This is a genomic window from Embleya sp. NPDC059213 (assembly GCF_042754445.1).
GTDB lineage: Bacteria > Actinomycetota > Actinomycetes > Streptomycetales > Streptomycetaceae > Embleya.
Genome location: NZ_JBHZAV010000029.1, coordinates 14,376 through 29,042, shown reverse-complemented (window position 1 = coordinate 29,042; position 14,667 = coordinate 14,376). Strand labels below are relative to the sequence as shown.

Genomic DNA, 14,667 nt, shown 5'->3' with positions numbered 1-14,667 from the left:
ATCTCTGATCCGGGTGGGCCGATCGTTCCCTCGTTCGGGCCTTTCCCGGGTCCGGATCGGCCGCCGGGAATGGTGTAGCGGGAAGGGAAAGCGGCATGGATGTGAGCGAACGGATCGTCGTCATCGGCGTCGGCAACGAGTATCGGCGCGATGACGGCGTGGGATGGGCGGTCGTGGCCCGTTTGGCCGAGCAGGCCACCGGGTCCCCGCTGCCGGCCGGCGTCGCCCTGCGCAGGTGCGACGGGGATCCCGCTCGCCTGATCGCGCTCTGGGACGCCGCCGATCTCGCCGTCGTGGTGGATGCGGCTCACGCCCACCCCGGGTGCCCGGGTCGTGTGCACCGCCTGGAACTAGACGCGGAGCGACTGACCCCGCCCGGCGGCAGGACGAGTTCCCACGGCCTCGGTCTCGGAGAAGCCGTCGAGCTCGCCCGCGTTCTGGACCGCCTGCCCGGGCGGCTGGTCGTCTATGCCGTCGAGGGCGCCGACACCGGCCTGGGCAACGGCCTGTCCGGGCCCGTGGCAGCGGCGGTGGAACCCCTCGCGCGGCGGATCTCGCGAGAGATCGCACCGCGTGCTCACTGAGCGGTCCGGGATTCGACGGCGCCGGGCCCTCGGCGGATGCCGTCGACCGTGTGCCGTCCGATCGCCACGGCGGATCGGCCGTTGCGAAGATTGACCAGTTGATCAATTGCAAGTTTCTTCAATTTCATACATCCTGGTCTCCGGCCGGGGTGATCCGAACCGGGTTCTCGAGGGGAACGAGTGCGGAAGAAAACGGGAATGGCGCCGATTCCGCTGTATCAGGCGAAGGCGGAGTTCTTCCGCATGCTCGGGCATCCGGTGCGCATCCGGGTCCTGGAACTGCTCCAGGACGGACCGCTGCCCGTGCGCGATCTGCTCGCCGCGATCGAGATCGAGCCGTCCAACCTGTCGCAGCAACTCGCGATCCTGCGCCGCTCCGGGATCGTGACCTCCAGTCGCGACGGATCGAGCGTGGTCTACGCGCTGGCGGGTGGGGACGTCGCCGACCTGATGCGCGCGGCGCGGCGCATCCTCACCGAGATGCTGGCCGGACGCAACGAACTGTTGGCGGAGTTGCGTGAGGCGGAGGCCGACACACTGTGAGTACCTCGCTGTCCCGCGCGTGGGCTCGGGTGGGTGCTCTGTTGCCCGGACGTGCCGACGTCTTCGCGATGCGCCGCGCGCCGCGCCGCGATCTGCTCGCCGGGTTCACCGTGGCCGTCGTGGCGTTGCCGCTGGCTCTCGGGTTCGGAATCTCCTCGGGTCTGGGCGCGGAGGCCGGGCTGGCGACCGCGGTGGTCGCGGGGGTGGTCGCGGCGGTGTTCGGTGGGTCGAACCTCCAGGTCTCCGGACCGACCGGGGCGATGACCGTGGTACTGGTGCCCATCGTGCACGAGTACGGCGCCAACGGCGTGTTGACCGTTGGCTTCCTCGCCGGCCTGCTGCTGATCGCCCTGGCGTTCGCCCGCGCGGGACGATACATGGCGTACATCCCGGCCCCTGTGGTGGAAGGCTTCACCCTCGGCATCGCCGGGGTCATCGCCCTGCAGCAGGTCCCGACCGCGCTGGGGGTACCCAAGCCGGAGGGCGACAACACCGCGGTGGTGGCGTGGCGGGCGCTCGAGGCGTTCGCGCGCGAACCGCACGGCCCCGCCTTGGCGCTGGCCGGGTCGGTGGCGATGGCGATGTTGTTGGGCGCGCGCCGGTGGCCGACCGTTCCGTTCTCGCTGCCGGCGGTCGCGGCGGCGACCGTCCTGGCGCAGACCGCGCATCTCGACGTCGTTCGAATCGGTGCGCTGCCCACGGGATTGCCTGCCCCCGACCTCGGCTTCGTCGAGGTCGGCGCGTTGTCGTCGCTGCTCGCGCCCGCCGTCGCGGTCGCCGCGCTCGCGGCGTTGGAGTCACTACTGTCCGCGACGGTGGCGGACGGTATGACGGTCGGTCAAAAGCACGACCCGGACCGGGAGTTGTTCGGCCAGGGCATCGCCAATCTGGCGGTTCCGCTGTTCGGCGGGGTCCCGGCCACGGCGGCGATCGCGCGGACCGCCGTGAACGTGCGTACCGGCGCCGCCTCACGGCTCGCGGCGATCACCCACGCGGTGGTGCTGGCGGCCGTGGTGTTCGCCGCCGCGCCACTGGTGGCGAAAATCCCACTGCCTGCGCTCGCCGGGGTGCTGCTGGCCACCGCGATCCGCATGGTCGAGGTCCGCTCGGTGCGGGCGATGGCTCGCGCGACCGGATCCGACGCGCTGATCCTGGCGCTGACCGCAGCCGCCACCCTCGCCCTGGACCTGGTCAAAGCGGTCGTCCTGGGCCTGCTGGTCGCCGGGATGCTGGCCCTGCGCGCGGTCGCCATGAACATCCGGGTGGAGAACGTACCACTGCGCGCGGATCTGACCGAGGACCACAGCGCGGAGGAACACGCCCTGTTGGCCGAGCACATCGTGGCCTACCGTCTCGACGGTCCGCTGTTCTTCGCCGCCGCGCACCGCTTCCTGGCGGAGTTGTCACAGGTCACGGACGCACACGCGGTCATCCTGCGGATGTCACGGGTCAGCACCCTGGACGCGTCGGGGGCACTCGTCCTCAAGGAGGTGGTCGAGCGACTGGAGCACCGCGGTATCGCCGTCTACGTTTCCGGCATACGCCCCGACCACCACCGCACCATCGACGCCCTGGGCGTGATGGACCGACTGCGCGCCGAAGGGCGGGTCTTGGCGAGCACACCCGAAGCGATCGCAGCGGCCCGGCGACATCTGTACAGCGCCGGACTACTGCCTCCCGACCCTGGCGAACAGCCACGAGAAGACGCCCGACTGGAGCAGGCACAGTAGCGCGTCGTCGCCGGCGCGTCCTGCGGTCCGCCGTCCGCCGTCCGCCGTCCGCGAAGATCAACCGGGGAGCATGTTTGGATGCCGGGAGACCTGCTCCCCGTGTTCGTCGCGATTCCCGTACAGGTCCACCAGTACCTTGAGCAGGTCGTGGTCGGTCAGTACACCCACGGGGCGATCCGTCTCGTCCACCACCAGGAGGGCGTCCAGGCCGGCCCCCAGCAGACGCTCACTCGCGCTGATCACATCGATGTCGGGGGCGACGAAACGGGGTTCGGACCCGAGCACGTCGCGCGCCGTTCGGTGCTTGAGTCCGAGCGGGTCGAGAGCCCACACCGACGCGAGGTCGCGGTCACCGAGCAGGCCCACGGCTCGGCCCTCATCGACGACGGCCAGGTGGCGCAGGTGGGCGGTGAGCATACGGTCCATGGCCTGCCACAGTGTTTCCTGACCGGCGACCGCGACAACGGGGCCGTGCATCACCTCGCGGACGGTCGGAACAGGTGTCGCTCGCCCTGAAGGGACGTGTGTCGTGGACATGAGTCACCTACTCGGATTCGAGGTTGTTCGACGTTGGGTTTCGGACGGCCGAACCCACCCGCCCGGGCCGAAATCCCGGACCGGGTCAATCGGCGATCAGGACCGCCGCACCGTGCACACGATCCGCGGCGAGGTCGGCGAGTGCACGGTCGGCGCGGCCCATGGGATAGGGCGTGGTCGTCACTCGTAGGTCGATCTCGCTCGCCAGGCGCAGGAACTCGACGCCGTCGTCGCGGGTGTTGGCGGTGACGCTGCGCAGATTGCGTTCGCGAAACAGATGCCGTTGGTAGTTCAGCGGCGGAATGTCGGTCAGGTGTATGCCTGCCACCGCCACGGTTCCGGAAGCATCGAGTGCCGCCAGGGCGGCCGGCACGATGTCGCCGACGGGGGCGAACACGATGGCCGAGTCCAGGGGTTCGGGTGGGCACTCGTAGGTGTCGCCGGCGGTGGCGGCGCCGAGTTCCAGCGCCAGTCGGCGGGCCTGTTCGGAGCGGGTCATGACGTGGACGGCGGCACCCCGCGCCAGTGCGACCTGTGCGGCGAGGTGGGCCGACGCGCCGAAACCGTAGATGCCGAGCCTGCCACCGGGCGGCAGGTCGGCGCGCCGCAGGGCCCGGTAACCGATGATGCCCGCACACAGCAGCGGCGCCAGGTACTCGGCATCACGATCCGTGGGCAGTGCGTACGCGTAGTCCTCCGGCACCGAGGCGACGTCGGCGAACCCGCCGTCGGCGTCCCAACCGGTGTAGGTCGAGTCGGGGCACAGGTTCTCGGCACCGGTTCGACAGTGGCGGCATGTCCCACAGGTATGGCGCAGCCAGGCGATGCCGACGCGATCACCGGGGGCGAAGCGAGTCGCACCCGTGCCGACGGACTCCACGACGCCCACCACTTCGTGCCCGGGAACCGTGTTCGCCCGGTGCGGCGGCAGGTCGCCCTCCGCGAGATGCAGGTCCGTACGGCAGACGCCACAGGCCTGCACGCGCACCAAGACCTCGCCCGGGCCCGGCTCCGGGCGCTCGTCTTCGACGAATTCGAGGGGATGGGTGTCGATCGGCCCGGGACGGGTCACCGCCCACGAGCGCCCGGCGCGCCCACGCGCGGATGTGTCGGTGCTCATGAGCCTCGCCCCCATGCGCGATGGTCGAGCGCTGTGCCTTCCTCTCCCAGCGTCGTGCCTGCGGGCAACGGGCCACAGGGCCGGATGGTGCCGTATAACCCGGGCCGAAAGTCCCGTCGGCAGCCCGGTGCCACGCCTCGCCGCCGCATCGGGGGCCTCTTCGTGAAGCGCATGGCGCAGGCCCGAAGTCATGACCGGCCCTCCGCGCCGTGTGCGCCCCGAGGAGTGGCATCCCGTTCCACGTGCAAATGGCCAGCGAGTGCGCATCGGACCTCCGCGCGTTCGAAGGTGTCACATGCCGTCGGACGAACCGTGGGTGTCGTCGGTGCGGTAGGCGATGTGTTCGTGCACCGAGACCACGCCGTCGACGCTGTGGCACAGCCGTTCGACGATGGGGATCTGGCCTTTGAACTCGACGGTTCCACCGAGGGTGACCTGCCCCTCGTGTACCTCGACCGTCACCTCGGAGGGAGCAAGGCGCAATGTTTGCCACAGAATATCCTGGTCGATCTCGTTGCGGATGGCGTCGTCGCCGCGGAGGAAGACGCGCAGCAGGTCACTGCGGCTGACGATGCCCTGCAGCCGGTCCTCCTCGTCCACCACCGGTAGTCGCTTGATGTCGTGCACCGCCATGAGGCGGGCCGTGCCGGCCACCGTCCAGTCCGGACGTACACACACCGCGGGCGCAGACATCAATTCCTCGGCCCGCACCCCTTCGGCCTTGGCCCGATCCCACGCCTGTGGATCCGGAACCGGGCTCGGGCCGGGTGGGTCGTCCCGGGCGGTCGACTTGCGGAGCAGATCGGCCTCGGACACCACGCCCATCGGACGGTCCGACGCGTCCACGACGGGCACCGCGGTGACGTGGTTGTCCGCCAGGAGTTCGACGATCTCCTTGAACCGCATGTCGGGCCGTGCCCTGACGACCTCCCTGGTCATGCACTCGGCAACCGTTCGGTGATGCATGTTGCCTTTCCTTTCGGGGTGCCGTGGTCGGTCGTCGGCCGCTCGTGTCGACCCGTTCCGGCTCCGGCCTCGGAGCCGACGGGCATTGCCGCCGTCGCCGGCATTCCATCGACGCCGTGGCACTTCGGCCGCCGTCCAGCGGCCCCGTGTCAGCCGCGCTTTTTCGATCCGAGCAACGCTTCGGGCTTTTCGATGTGCGTTTCCGGGCCGGGAAAGAACAGCGATTCGTGGTCGTCTTCGGTCCAGCGCACCATGTAGGGCGGGGTGCCGTCCGCGTGCTCGACCCGGATCACCAAGCCGACGCGTCGGGGCTCGCCCACGTGCGGAGACTCGACCACCACCCAGTCGCCTACCTGCGCCTTCATGTCGCCGCTCCCCTTTCCGGGCTCCCCGAGTTCATGGCGGTGGCAGGGTTTTCGCCACCTGTCAAGCCCAGAATGCGCCGAGGATTCGCTCTCGCACAGGGCCGAAGGACCCGGGGCCGATCGGGGCCCACCACGTGAAGGATCACATCCCGATCCGTCGAACGACGGCCGGCGAAGTCGGCGGCGGTGGCCCGTACCGCGATCGGGCAACGCGGGGCCCTTCGTCGCACCGACCGGGCCGAATGGCCCTGCCCGTCGACGGCGGCCGGGAGCACAGTCGAGCCGCAGGGCCGGCGCGGATGGGCTCGTGCGGAGAGGAGTGCGCGGTGGGCACCTTCGAGGAATCGCCACCCGTGGTTGTCGGGGTCGAGAGCACCGACGGCGGTCGACTCGCGGTCCTTTGGGCTGCCGAGGAGGCCGATCGTCGCGGACTTCGGCTGCGTCTGGTCCATGCGTTGGACTGGCCCCTCGGGGCCCAGCACGACCCGGACATGCGGAAGCCGTGGGAGACCTGGAGCGGGATCTTTCGACGTGCCGGGCAGCGGGCCCTCGAAGAGGCACGCTCGCTCGCGCTGGACGTCCATCCGGGGCCCGAGGTCACCGAGGCTCTCGTCGACGGACAGCCCGGCGTCGTCATGTGGGAGCAGGCCGCGAACGCGGCGATGGTCGTCCTGGGTTCGCGTCGGCTGTCCTCGATCAGGGAGCTGATGACGACCGGGAGCATCGCCGTCCCGGTGATCGCACACGCGACCTGTCCGGTCGTGATCGTCCGCGAGCCGGAGCACGGTGGGGACCATCCCGGGACGGTCGTCGTCGGAGTGGACGGATCACGGGCCGTCGCGCTCGCCTTCGAGGAGGCGTCGCTCCGAGGTGCGACCTTGGTCGCCCTGCAGGTTCGTCCCTTCACCGCGAGCCCGGTGGTCGGCGCGGTGACCCATGCGGAGGAGGTCGCGGAGGGCCGGATCCGCCTCGCGGAATCGCTCGCGGGGTGGGCACAGAAATACCCCCCGACGTACCGGTGCGACGCGAGGTCGTCTTCGGTCATCCCGTGCACGCCCTGGCACAGGCGTCCGAACACGCGCAAGTGTGTGGTGGTCGGTACGCGCGGACTGGGCGGGTTCAAGGGCATGCTGCTCGGCGCGGTCGGTCACGGACTGGTACACCATTCCCACTGTCCGGTCATGGTCGTGCCGCCGGAGCGCGGCCGTGACGACGATCGCGACTGACACTCACGAGGATTCGACTGCCTCGCCGCCCGCGCCGACCGGTGGATCGTGGTGCGTGCGGCACAGGCCCGGCGGATATCGCCGGGGCGGACGTGGGACTCATGGGCCTGCCCCTTCGGAGGCGTCCGGCCCCGCGCTCCCCACGCCGGATCGCCGACACTTGGTCGTATCCGGCGCCGGCCACGCGATAGCGGCAAACGCGTCGTTCCCGGTATTCGGCCGCACCCCGATGGCCGTGGGGAGAGATCGATATGACCAACACATCCCTCCTGAGTCTCGCCGACGTGCGGTACCTGGCCGCCGCAGGCGGTGCGGCGCCCTCACTCCACAACAGTCAGCCGTGGTTCTTCCGACCCACGAGGGACGGTCGCGGGATCGCGGTGTACGTGGACAGGACACGTGCCGTCCCACTCACCGATCCCGACGGCCGGGCCATGCACATCTCCGTCGGCGCGGCAGTGTTCAACATGCGCGTCGCCGCCGCACGACTGGGCCGAAATCCGCACGTGACACTGCTGCCCCACGAGGGCGACCCGCCTCCGGCGGCCGTGCTCGATCTGAGTCGATTCACCCACGACTCGCATCCGTACGGCCCGGACCTGTCCCCGGCGATCGATGGTCGGCACTCCAGTCGACTGCCGTTCGCCAACCGTGATGTACCGGAACCCGTCGTCCGTGAACTCATCGCCGCCGCCGGGGCGGGAGGCGTGGTCCTGGACGTGCTGGAAGAGGCCGACGCGCGCCGCGTCCTGAACCTGACGGCCGAGGCCGAACGACGCACGGCGGCGGACCTCGCCCGGCAGGCGGAAACCCGCACGTGGTTGCGCGTGGAGGAATTCGGTACCGACGGCATCCCGCGTGCGGCCCTGGGCCCTCAGGACCACGACGCCCGAGTGCCGGTGCGCGCCTTCACCGGACACCCACCGGCTTTTCCCACATCGACGCAGCGCTTCGAGGCACTGCCACACGCTTCGACCGTCCGGAGGACTGGCTGCGCACCGGTCAGGCCATGGAGCGGGCCTGGCTGCTGGCGACCGTCCACGGCCGCGTATGTCGGTGCCGCATCAGGCCGTGGAATGGCCGGATACCCGGGCGACCCTGCGCGACCCGAGGACCGGCCCCGGCCACGTCCAGATGGTGCTGCGCATGGGATACGGGCCTCCTGGAGCCCCGACCCCTCGCCGGCCCGTGGCGGAGACACTCCGGCCGGCCGCAGGGCGCACGAGAAACCGTCACGGGAACGGACGTGCCTCCGGCCGGATCAGCGTGAAGCCTCACCGTCATCGACGCGACCGGAGGCCGACGTGTGTTCGGCCGGAACGCACGCTGCCCGCTGGTCGTCGTGCCTACCGCCCCGGATACGAATTCCCCGACACGACTGACGCCCGACCACGGCGACTCCCAGGCACCGGATCCGACCATGGTCGACCCATGGTGGCGAGCGGCGAACCATCTCGCGTGGGCCGGATGCATCTGCGGGTGTGACCGCTGCCCACCAAGCCGTTGCGGCCCGGCCACATCAAGCCGCGACTGCTCGGGCACCTCATGCGCGACGCATCCTACGGTTCGGTTCCGGCCTCCGTGTCGTAAGCGATCCCGGCGATCGAATCCCGGCGGCCGATCGACGAGGCCGAGGCCGAGACCGTACGAACCGCGATCCGAGCCCATGCGCGCGCACCACCTCCGTGGCACGTTGCGAGGGTGGGCGGGGCGCGCACGACGGCACAATCGTTCATGCGCTCCGAGGCGTCGTCCAAGAGCTGGGTCGGCGATCGGGAAGCATCACGCAGCCGGTTCGGATTCATGAGATACGTCGCGATCCGGGGCGATGTTTCCGGTGGCACCACAAGGAGTTCCCGGAAGGGGTCGATCAGTGAGAAGAGTTCGATCCTGTGGGGATCCTGCCCGGCCACGAACCCGCCCCAACGCACCACCCGGCCGAGTCCGGTGATCCGAAACGGCCGAGGCGGGCCGACCCACAAAGTCCGGTCAAGCGTCGCCCGCGAATAGGAACCCACCTGTTCCATCGCCGTGAACAGCACAGCCAGTTCGTCGACCGTCGCCCGCGAGCGCGGCCACCACACCCCGTCCAGCTCATCGCTCCTGCCCCCGCCGCACGCGAACAGCGCCAAACGCGCAGGGGCATGAGCATCCGTCACCGTCACACTCAGCACGGGAATCCGCCTACCCGACCGGACACAGGCTCCCGAATACGATCGGCGCGAGTGCCGGGGTTCTCACGACGTCACCTTCGTTCCCTCCACGGTAGCCCCATGGGAAGCGGAACAAGAACCGCGCGCCTGAAGCGCCGGATATGTTACGAGAGCCTGCGGTTACCCGCCGGCAGCTCGTGGTTGTCCCGCCGCACCGTCGATGTGGACCCGGGTCAGCACACGTGCCAGGTCGTGATTGGTGACGATTCCGAGCGGTAGCCGGGATCGACCGGCAACGATCAGCGCGTCGACCCCGGCATCGAGCATGTATTCGACAGCCGTGAGCACGTCGACCTCCGGACGCACGATCGGCACGCACCGCCGCACGAGCTCGGTGACGGTACGCGGACCCCGGCCCAGGTGTCGGCAGCGGTGCAGCGCCCGCGGTTCGGCGAGGTCGCAGTCGCGGAGCACCCCCACGGCCTCGCCGTTGCCCGAGTCGACCACGGCGAGGTGGTGCAGTCCGAGCGTGAGCATCAGCTCGCGGGCTCTGCGTGGGGGATCCGTGAGAGCTACGTACGCGACCGGCGCGCTCATGACGTCGCCCACCCTGGGAATCGATGCCGGCGGCGTCGGGCCTCGATCCGGGGCCGTCGCATGCGTCCTTGCGGAGTTCACATCGCTCTCCGTCGGTCCGTCCGCCCCAGTCTCCCGGCGGCGGCACGTGTGTCCGCCTCGTCCTGCCGGGGGCGGATGCCCACTCCCCCACCGTCCGGCGCGGCGGCATCCCCTCGGAAGGGTCGATCGGACCCGTCGGGTGGGCCGAACGGCTCCGGCGCTCGTCGAGCATCCGACGCACCATGAAAGTGGAAGTCGGTTCGGCGTCCGAGGAAGGTGAGGGCAATGGCCGTGGTTTCGGCCCTGGCGGTGGCGCCCGCACGTCAGGTGGGGCACATGTACGAGGACGACAACTGGAACTGGGTGTGGGGATCGGTGATGATGCTGCTTTTGATCGCGGTGATCGTCGCAGCGGTGTGGTTCTTGGCACGAGGCGCCTCGCACGCTCGCGGGCCCTCGGAACCGGCCGGTTCGTCGGCGACCGAGGTACTGGCTCAGCGCTACGCCCGTGGTGAGATCGACACCGAGGAGTACCGGGAGCGCCTGGCGGTCCTGACTACCGGCGCGGACACACTTCGTGGGGACAAGGGTCATGGCCGCGGCGGATCGGATACGCCCGGCGCCTGATGGTCGCGGGTGCGTTTCAGAGCGTGAAGGTACGGCTGCCGCCGGGCGGGATCTCGACCACCGAGCCGCGGAACCCGATCGGGATCGAGCCGCCCTGCCCCGGGCGCAGGCTCACGGTTACTTCCCGCCGACCGACCTCGACCACCACGCCCCAGTGCCCTCGGTAGCGCAACTCGACCTGCAATCGGCTCAGGCGGGCGGGCAGACAGGGGTCGAGCCACAGTACGTCACCACGCGTGTCCAGCCCGGTGTAGCACCGTTGCATCAGGTCCACCGTCCCGGCCATGGCCCCGAGATGGATGCCTTCGGCGGTGGTGCCCCCCTGGACGTCGTGAACGTCGCCGCCCAACGCGTCGCGGAAGAATCGCCATGACCGCCGGCGATCGGTGCGGGCCAGTACCCAGGCGTGCACCACCGAACTGAGCGTCGATCCGTGCACGGTTCGGGCGCGGTAGTAGTCGACCGTGCGCTGGGTCATCTCGTGCCCGGCCGGATATCCGAGGCGGCGCAGCAGGCGCCGGATCTCCCGGACCGGGAACAGGTAATAGAGCATCAGCACGTCGGCCTGTTTGGATGCCTTGTAGCGGTTCACGCTGTCGCCCTCGGCCTCCAGGATGCGGTCGAGGCGCCGATTGTTCGGGTATCGCCGGCGGTAGTGCGGCCAGTCCAGTTCGGCGAGGCGCTCGTATCCGGCGAACTGACTGGGCACGCCGTCGTGAAAGGGGACGTGGAGTCGGCGGGCGACCGTCCGCCATCGGTCGAACTCGTCGTACGTCAGGTCGAGTCGCTCCGTCAACTCGTCGCGTCGGTACCCGGGCAGTGCGTCGAGCGCGTCGAGCGAGCGGGCGAGCACCCACGAGGCGAGCACGTTCGTATAGGTGTTGTCGTCGATGCCGGGACGGTCGGCCCAGGGGTAGGCGTCGTGGTATTCGTCGGGGCCCATCACCCCGCGGATCCGGTAGCGCTCCAGAACGGGATCGTACCGGGCGGTGTCGGCCCAGAAACGGGCGATCTCCAGCAGCATCTCCGCACCGGACGTCTCCAGGAAGTCGATGTCACCGGTGGCCTGGTAGTACTGCCAGGTGTTGTAGGCAACGGCCAGGCCGACATGGCGTTGCAGGTGTGTGCGGTCGGGGAGCCACCGTCCGGACATCGGATTGAGGTGGGTGCTCGGGGCCTGCTCGGTGCCGTCGGCGGCGCTCTGCCATGGGTACATGGCTCCGCGCAGGCCGACGTCCGCGGCGGCCTGTCTGGCGGCGTCCAGGCGCCGGTACCGGTATCCCAGTACGGCCCGGCTGATCTGCGGTGTGCGCAGATTGAGCGTTTGCAGAACGAACAACTCGTCCCAGAAAATATGTCCGCGATATCCCTCGCCGTGCCAGCCGCGGGCCGGCATCCCGGCGTCGAGATCGATGGTGTGTTCGGAATGGGTCTGTGCGATGTGAAACAGGTGCAGGTGAAGGGTGTTGCCCTCGCCGGCTCGGTCGGTGAACTCCGCCTCGGTGCGGAATCGGCGCCAAAGCTGCTCCCAGCGTGTCGCGTGGGCGCGCAGCAGGGTGTCGAAGGGGCTCGTTCGCGAGAGCGTGCGGATGGCGGCGCTTCGTGGATCACCGACGGCCGGGTCCCTGCAGGTGTATACCGCCACCGTCTTTTCGATGGTCAGCGACTGCCGCGCGACGGCCTCGATCGTGAAGATCTGCGCGGGTCGGCCGGGCGCTGACTCGAGTCCCGGCTCGGCCTCGACGGTCGCCCCATCGCGGTGAAGGCGGGTGCGCGCTGCCGTGATGATGTGAAACGGGGAACCGACGGCCTGCACGCGCAACCACAGGGCTTCCTTCTCGCTGCCCTGAGCGGTCGGGGTCAGGTGGCGGCCGGCCAGGCTCCGGTAGCGGGCGACTCCGGTGTTGGCGACGGTGCCGTCCAGTTCCGCGCGGATGTGTAGCGGGCCGGACCAGTTCTCCGGGGTCAGCACCGTCTCCAGCGCCGCGATGTGCGGTTCGGCGAGGCTCACGAGTCGCCGTTGACGCAGGCGGGTGCGCCGGTCGGCCGCGTCGACGACCAGGGCGTCCCGCGTCAGGATCCCCCGACGCAGGTCGAGTTCCAGGCGCTGGGACACGATCCGCGTCGTGAGGTCCTCACCGAACCACCCGGTCGCGCCGCCGGCTCGGAACGTGAGCGGCAGCCAGTTCGGGCAGTTGATCAGATCCTCGTTCTCCATCCGACGGCCGTCGATCGTCGAAATCAGGCGATCGTAGCGACCGGCGAGATAGGTGCCCGGGTAGTGGATCCCGTCGGCACGCGACTCGGGAGCAGCCCCTCGGGTCACCAGATAGCCGTTGCCGACCGCGCACAGTGCCTCCCGCCGACCCTCGTCTCGGGCCTCGAAGCCTTGGAAGACCAGCGTCCAGGGGTCCTGCGGCGGTGGGCATCCGGGTCTGCTCATCGGATCACCACCCGTTCTCCCGGACGAGGCACGACCGCCGTCCAGCGCAGGTCCTTGCTGCCCGTCACGGTTCCCGTGCCACCCGGGATGGTGAGCACGGCGGGTCGTGGAGATTGGTCGGCTACGCGTGGTCGATCGGCCGTGCCAAGGCGTCCGGCCGCCGGTGTGGTGTCTCGTTCGGGTCGCATGTGTGCTCCGATCGTCGGCCCCTCGTGCGCTCATTGCTCGATTCGGCCGGTCCAACGCGGCTCGACCACCGCCCACTCCCGCTCCCAGTCGCGGGCTCGCCGGCGGGAGGCCAACAGTTGCTCCCAGCCGAACGCTCCGGCCGTGACCGTGAGCGCCGCGGTGAGCGCGAGCATGCCGGTGGTGATCGCGTCGACGACGATCGCCCCGTGGGTCGGCGGGGGTGTGGTGGGCCGGCCCTCGGCGTCGAGCCAGATTCTGGTCGTATCGCCCGCCGATCCGCCGAGCGGCACCTGCGCTACGCCGGTGTGGGCGGTGCCGTCGGCCGCGACCCATCGCACAGTCGCCGTCACCGTCTCGGCACCGGGCCTGACCACGGTGGGCGGCTTGATCAACAGCACGGCGAAAACCCGGTGCGTATGCGCCAGTTGGCGAGTCCGCGCCGCCTCATCGAAACCGATTTGGACGTGGACGGCCGCCAGGACGACCAACGGCACCAGGATCAGGGCCAGGATCGCCAGCACGAGCGTCGACCGCAGGTGGGTGACGTCGCATCGCCGACACAGCGGCTCGCGGCCCAGGAGCGCGCGAATCCGGCGCCGTGCTCGTGCGAGCGTTCCGTGCGCTCGCGGCCCCGGGCCGTTCATGACGCGCGGGCGGGTATCGGCACGACGGCCACCGGGCAGGACGCGTGGTGGAGTACCGCGTGAGTGGTGGGGCCGAGGCGCATCGGGAAGGGACCATGGGCTCGGTGGGCGGCGACCACCAGCAGATCCGCGTGCGTGGAGACGCCGATCAACGCGTGGGCGGGCACCCCGGTCGTGACCATCGCCTCGATCGTGGCGTCCGGCTCCCTGGCCCGGATCGGCTCCAGGATCTCGGTCAGGAGATGGTCGTGGGTTGCCGCCATGTCCAGCGGATCCCCGAGCAGGGGCGCCACCACGCCCGGGAAGTAGCCCGCCATCGTCAGGGTCCACACGTGCACGGGAACCACCCTGCCGCCGACGCGACGGGCTCGCTCCACGGCAAACTCGACCGCCGGGGCGTCGCTGTGATCGGCAACGCCCACGACCACGCTCGGGGTGTCCACCTCGTCGGCCGCCTCGGGCACGATCACCACGGGACAGGTCGCGTGCGCGCACACCCGCAGGGACACCGATCCGAGCAGCAGGCCCGCGAAGCCCCCGTGGCCGCGAGTACCGACCACGATCGTCTCCGCCCGTCGGCTCGCTTCCAGGATAGCGTTCGCAGCCGGTCCCTCGAGCAGCGAGGTTTCGACGGTCAGGTGGGGGTGTGCCGTGCGGCTTCGCACCGCCGCCTCTTCCAGGAGGGCCCGGGCGCCCCTGCGAACCTCGTCCGGCCGAGCGTGCCCGCCGAGGGCGGGTGCCGGGATGGCCATCGTCAGGTGGAGCGGCATCTTGGCGTCGGCGGCGGCGTGGGCGCCCCACACCAGCGCGCGTTCGCCACCGGGCGAGCCGTCGTAGCCGACCATGATCCCAAGGTCGGGTAGATGGGTTCCGGTGCTCATGACTTGTCCAATCGTCGCCGAACGACGTCCGGGGCTGCGGG

15 protein-coding genes are annotated in these 14,667 nt (G+C 70.0%); 5 read left to right on the top strand and 10 right to left on the bottom strand.

Annotation, left to right across the window (positions count from 1 at the left end):
* Positions 1-95 precede the first annotated feature (95 nt).
* The 3 genes from ACFXMF_RS14045 to ACFXMF_RS14035 all read left to right on the top strand — a co-directional run bounded on the left by ACFXMF_RS14045 (position 96) and on the right by ACFXMF_RS14035 (position 2,857).
* A complete protein-coding gene (locus ACFXMF_RS14045) occupies positions 96-584 on the top strand; it encodes a hydrogenase maturation protease (protein ID WP_379988329.1) in 489 nt (162 codons plus the stop codon).
* 198 nt (positions 585-782) lie between these two features.
* Positions 783-1,127: an ArsR/SmtB family transcription factor gene (locus ACFXMF_RS14040; protein WP_379988330.1), complete on the top strand. Its 345-nt coding sequence runs from the start codon at positions 783-785 to the stop codon at positions 1,125-1,127.
* A complete protein-coding gene (locus tag ACFXMF_RS14035) occupies positions 1,124-2,857 on the top strand; it encodes a SulP family inorganic anion transporter (protein ID WP_379988331.1) in 1,734 nt (577 codons plus the stop codon). Before ACFXMF_RS14040 ends, ACFXMF_RS14035 begins: the two co-directional genes overlap by 4 nt.
* A 57-nt stretch (positions 2,858-2,914) precedes the next feature.
* Here the strand turns inward: ACFXMF_RS14035 and ACFXMF_RS14030 are convergent, their stop codons facing one another.
* The 4 genes from ACFXMF_RS14030 to ACFXMF_RS14015 form a co-directional block, all read right to left on the bottom strand.
* Positions 2,915-3,334, bottom strand: a complete 420-nt coding sequence (locus ACFXMF_RS14030; protein ID WP_380020639.1) for a CBS domain-containing protein — start codon at positions 3,332-3,334, stop codon at positions 2,915-2,917.
* Positions 3,335-3,479: 145 nt separating this feature from the next.
* Entirely contained in the window at positions 3,480-4,514 is a 1,035-nt protein-coding gene (locus ACFXMF_RS14025; RefSeq protein ID WP_379988333.1) for a zinc-binding alcohol dehydrogenase family protein, read from the bottom strand.
* A gap of 291 nt (positions 4,515-4,805) precedes the next feature.
* The gene (locus tag ACFXMF_RS14020; protein ID WP_379988334.1) at positions 4,806-5,480 is read right to left on the bottom strand and encodes a CBS domain-containing protein; all 675 of its coding nucleotides are present in this window, start codon (positions 5,478-5,480) and stop codon (positions 4,806-4,808) included.
* A gap of 149 nt (positions 5,481-5,629) precedes the next feature.
* Positions 5,630-5,845, bottom strand: a complete 216-nt coding sequence (locus ACFXMF_RS14015) for a DUF1918 domain-containing protein (RefSeq protein WP_379988335.1) — start codon at positions 5,843-5,845, stop codon at positions 5,630-5,632.
* Positions 5,846-6,171: 326 nt separating this feature from the next.
* On the opposite strand from ACFXMF_RS14015, the gene ACFXMF_RS14010 reads away from it, so the two are divergent.
* A complete protein-coding gene (locus ACFXMF_RS14010) occupies positions 6,172-7,071 on the top strand; it encodes a universal stress protein (protein ID WP_379988336.1) in 900 nt (299 codons plus the stop codon).
* Between the two features lie 320 nt (positions 7,072-7,391).
* On the opposite strand, the gene ACFXMF_RS14005 is transcribed toward ACFXMF_RS14010, so the two are convergent.
* From ACFXMF_RS14005 to ACFXMF_RS13995, 3 genes are all read right to left on the bottom strand, one after another.
* Complete coding sequence (locus ACFXMF_RS14005; RefSeq protein ID WP_379988337.1) at positions 7,392-7,991, bottom strand: hypothetical protein; 600 nt, start codon at positions 7,989-7,991, stop codon at positions 7,392-7,394.
* Between the two features lie 639 nt (positions 7,992-8,630).
* Positions 8,631-9,236 (bottom strand): DUF5994 family protein, encoded by a 606-nt coding sequence (locus tag ACFXMF_RS14000; RefSeq protein ID WP_379988338.1) that lies wholly within the window; start codon positions 9,234-9,236, stop codon positions 8,631-8,633.
* A 168-nt stretch (positions 9,237-9,404) separates the two neighbouring features.
* Complete coding sequence (locus ACFXMF_RS13995) at positions 9,405-9,821, bottom strand: HPP family protein (protein WP_379988339.1); 417 nt, start codon at positions 9,819-9,821, stop codon at positions 9,405-9,407.
* A gap of 357 nt (positions 9,822-10,178) precedes the next feature.
* Here ACFXMF_RS13995 and ACFXMF_RS13990 point away from each other — a divergent pair, with 357 nt between their 5' ends.
* Positions 10,179-10,469 carry an SHOCT domain-containing protein gene (locus ACFXMF_RS13990; RefSeq protein WP_379988340.1) on the top strand — a complete coding sequence of 97 codons (291 nt, stop codon included), beginning with the start codon at positions 10,179-10,181 and terminating at the stop codon, positions 10,467-10,469.
* A gap of 16 nt (positions 10,470-10,485) precedes the next feature.
* Here ACFXMF_RS13990 and ACFXMF_RS13985 read toward each other — a convergent pair whose 3' ends face one another.
* The 3 genes from ACFXMF_RS13985 to ACFXMF_RS13975 all read right to left on the bottom strand — a co-directional run bounded on the left by ACFXMF_RS13985 (position 10,486) and on the right by ACFXMF_RS13975 (position 14,626).
* Entirely contained in the window at positions 10,486-12,912 is a 2,427-nt protein-coding gene (locus ACFXMF_RS13985) for a glycoside hydrolase family 65 protein (RefSeq protein WP_379988342.1), read from the bottom strand.
* 218 nt (positions 12,913-13,130) lie between these two features.
* Positions 13,131-13,745 (bottom strand): hypothetical protein, encoded by a 615-nt coding sequence (locus ACFXMF_RS13980; RefSeq protein WP_360320128.1) that lies wholly within the window; start codon positions 13,743-13,745, stop codon positions 13,131-13,133.
* A complete protein-coding gene (locus ACFXMF_RS13975) occupies positions 13,742-14,626 on the bottom strand; it encodes a universal stress protein (RefSeq protein WP_360320131.1) in 885 nt (294 codons plus the stop codon). The genes ACFXMF_RS13980 and ACFXMF_RS13975 overlap by 4 nt, the downstream gene beginning before the upstream one ends.
* Positions 14,627-14,667: the final 41 nt, after the last annotated feature.

Excerpts from the sequence above, each read along its gene's own strand:
- ACFXMF_RS13975 (WP_360320131.1), bottom strand. The coding sequence starts at position 14,626 with ATGAGCACCGGAACCCATCTACCCGACCTTGGGATCATGGTCGGCTAC.
- ACFXMF_RS13980 (WP_360320128.1), bottom strand. The coding sequence starts at position 13,745 with ATGAACGGCCCGGGGCCGCGAGCGCACGGAACGCTCGCACGAGCACGG.
- ACFXMF_RS13990 (WP_379988340.1), top strand. The coding sequence starts at position 10,179 with ATGTACGAGGACGACAACTGGAACTGGGTGTGGGGATCGGTGATGATG.
- ACFXMF_RS14040 (WP_379988330.1), top strand. The coding sequence starts at position 783 with ATGGCGCCGATTCCGCTGTATCAGGCGAAGGCGGAGTTCTTCCGCATG.
- ACFXMF_RS13995 (WP_379988339.1), bottom strand. The coding sequence starts at position 9,821 with ATGAGCGCGCCGGTCGCGTACGTAGCTCTCACGGATCCCCCACGCAGA.
- ACFXMF_RS14015 (WP_379988335.1), bottom strand. The coding sequence starts at position 5,845 with ATGAAGGCGCAGGTAGGCGACTGGGTGGTGGTCGAGTCTCCGCACGTG.
- ACFXMF_RS14025 (WP_379988333.1), bottom strand. The coding sequence starts at position 4,514 with ATGAGCACCGACACATCCGCGCGTGGGCGCGCCGGGCGCTCGTGGGCG.
- ACFXMF_RS14030 (WP_380020639.1), bottom strand. The coding sequence starts at position 3,334 with ATGCACGGCCCCGTTGTCGCGGTCGCCGGTCAGGAAACACTGTGGCAG.
- ACFXMF_RS13985 (WP_379988342.1), bottom strand. The coding sequence starts at position 12,912 with ATGAGCAGACCCGGATGCCCACCGCCGCAGGACCCCTGGACGCTGGTC.
- ACFXMF_RS14045 (WP_379988329.1), top strand. The coding sequence starts at position 96 with ATGGATGTGAGCGAACGGATCGTCGTCATCGGCGTCGGCAACGAGTAT.
- ACFXMF_RS14020 (WP_379988334.1), bottom strand. The coding sequence starts at position 5,480 with ATGCATCACCGAACGGTTGCCGAGTGCATGACCAGGGAGGTCGTCAGG.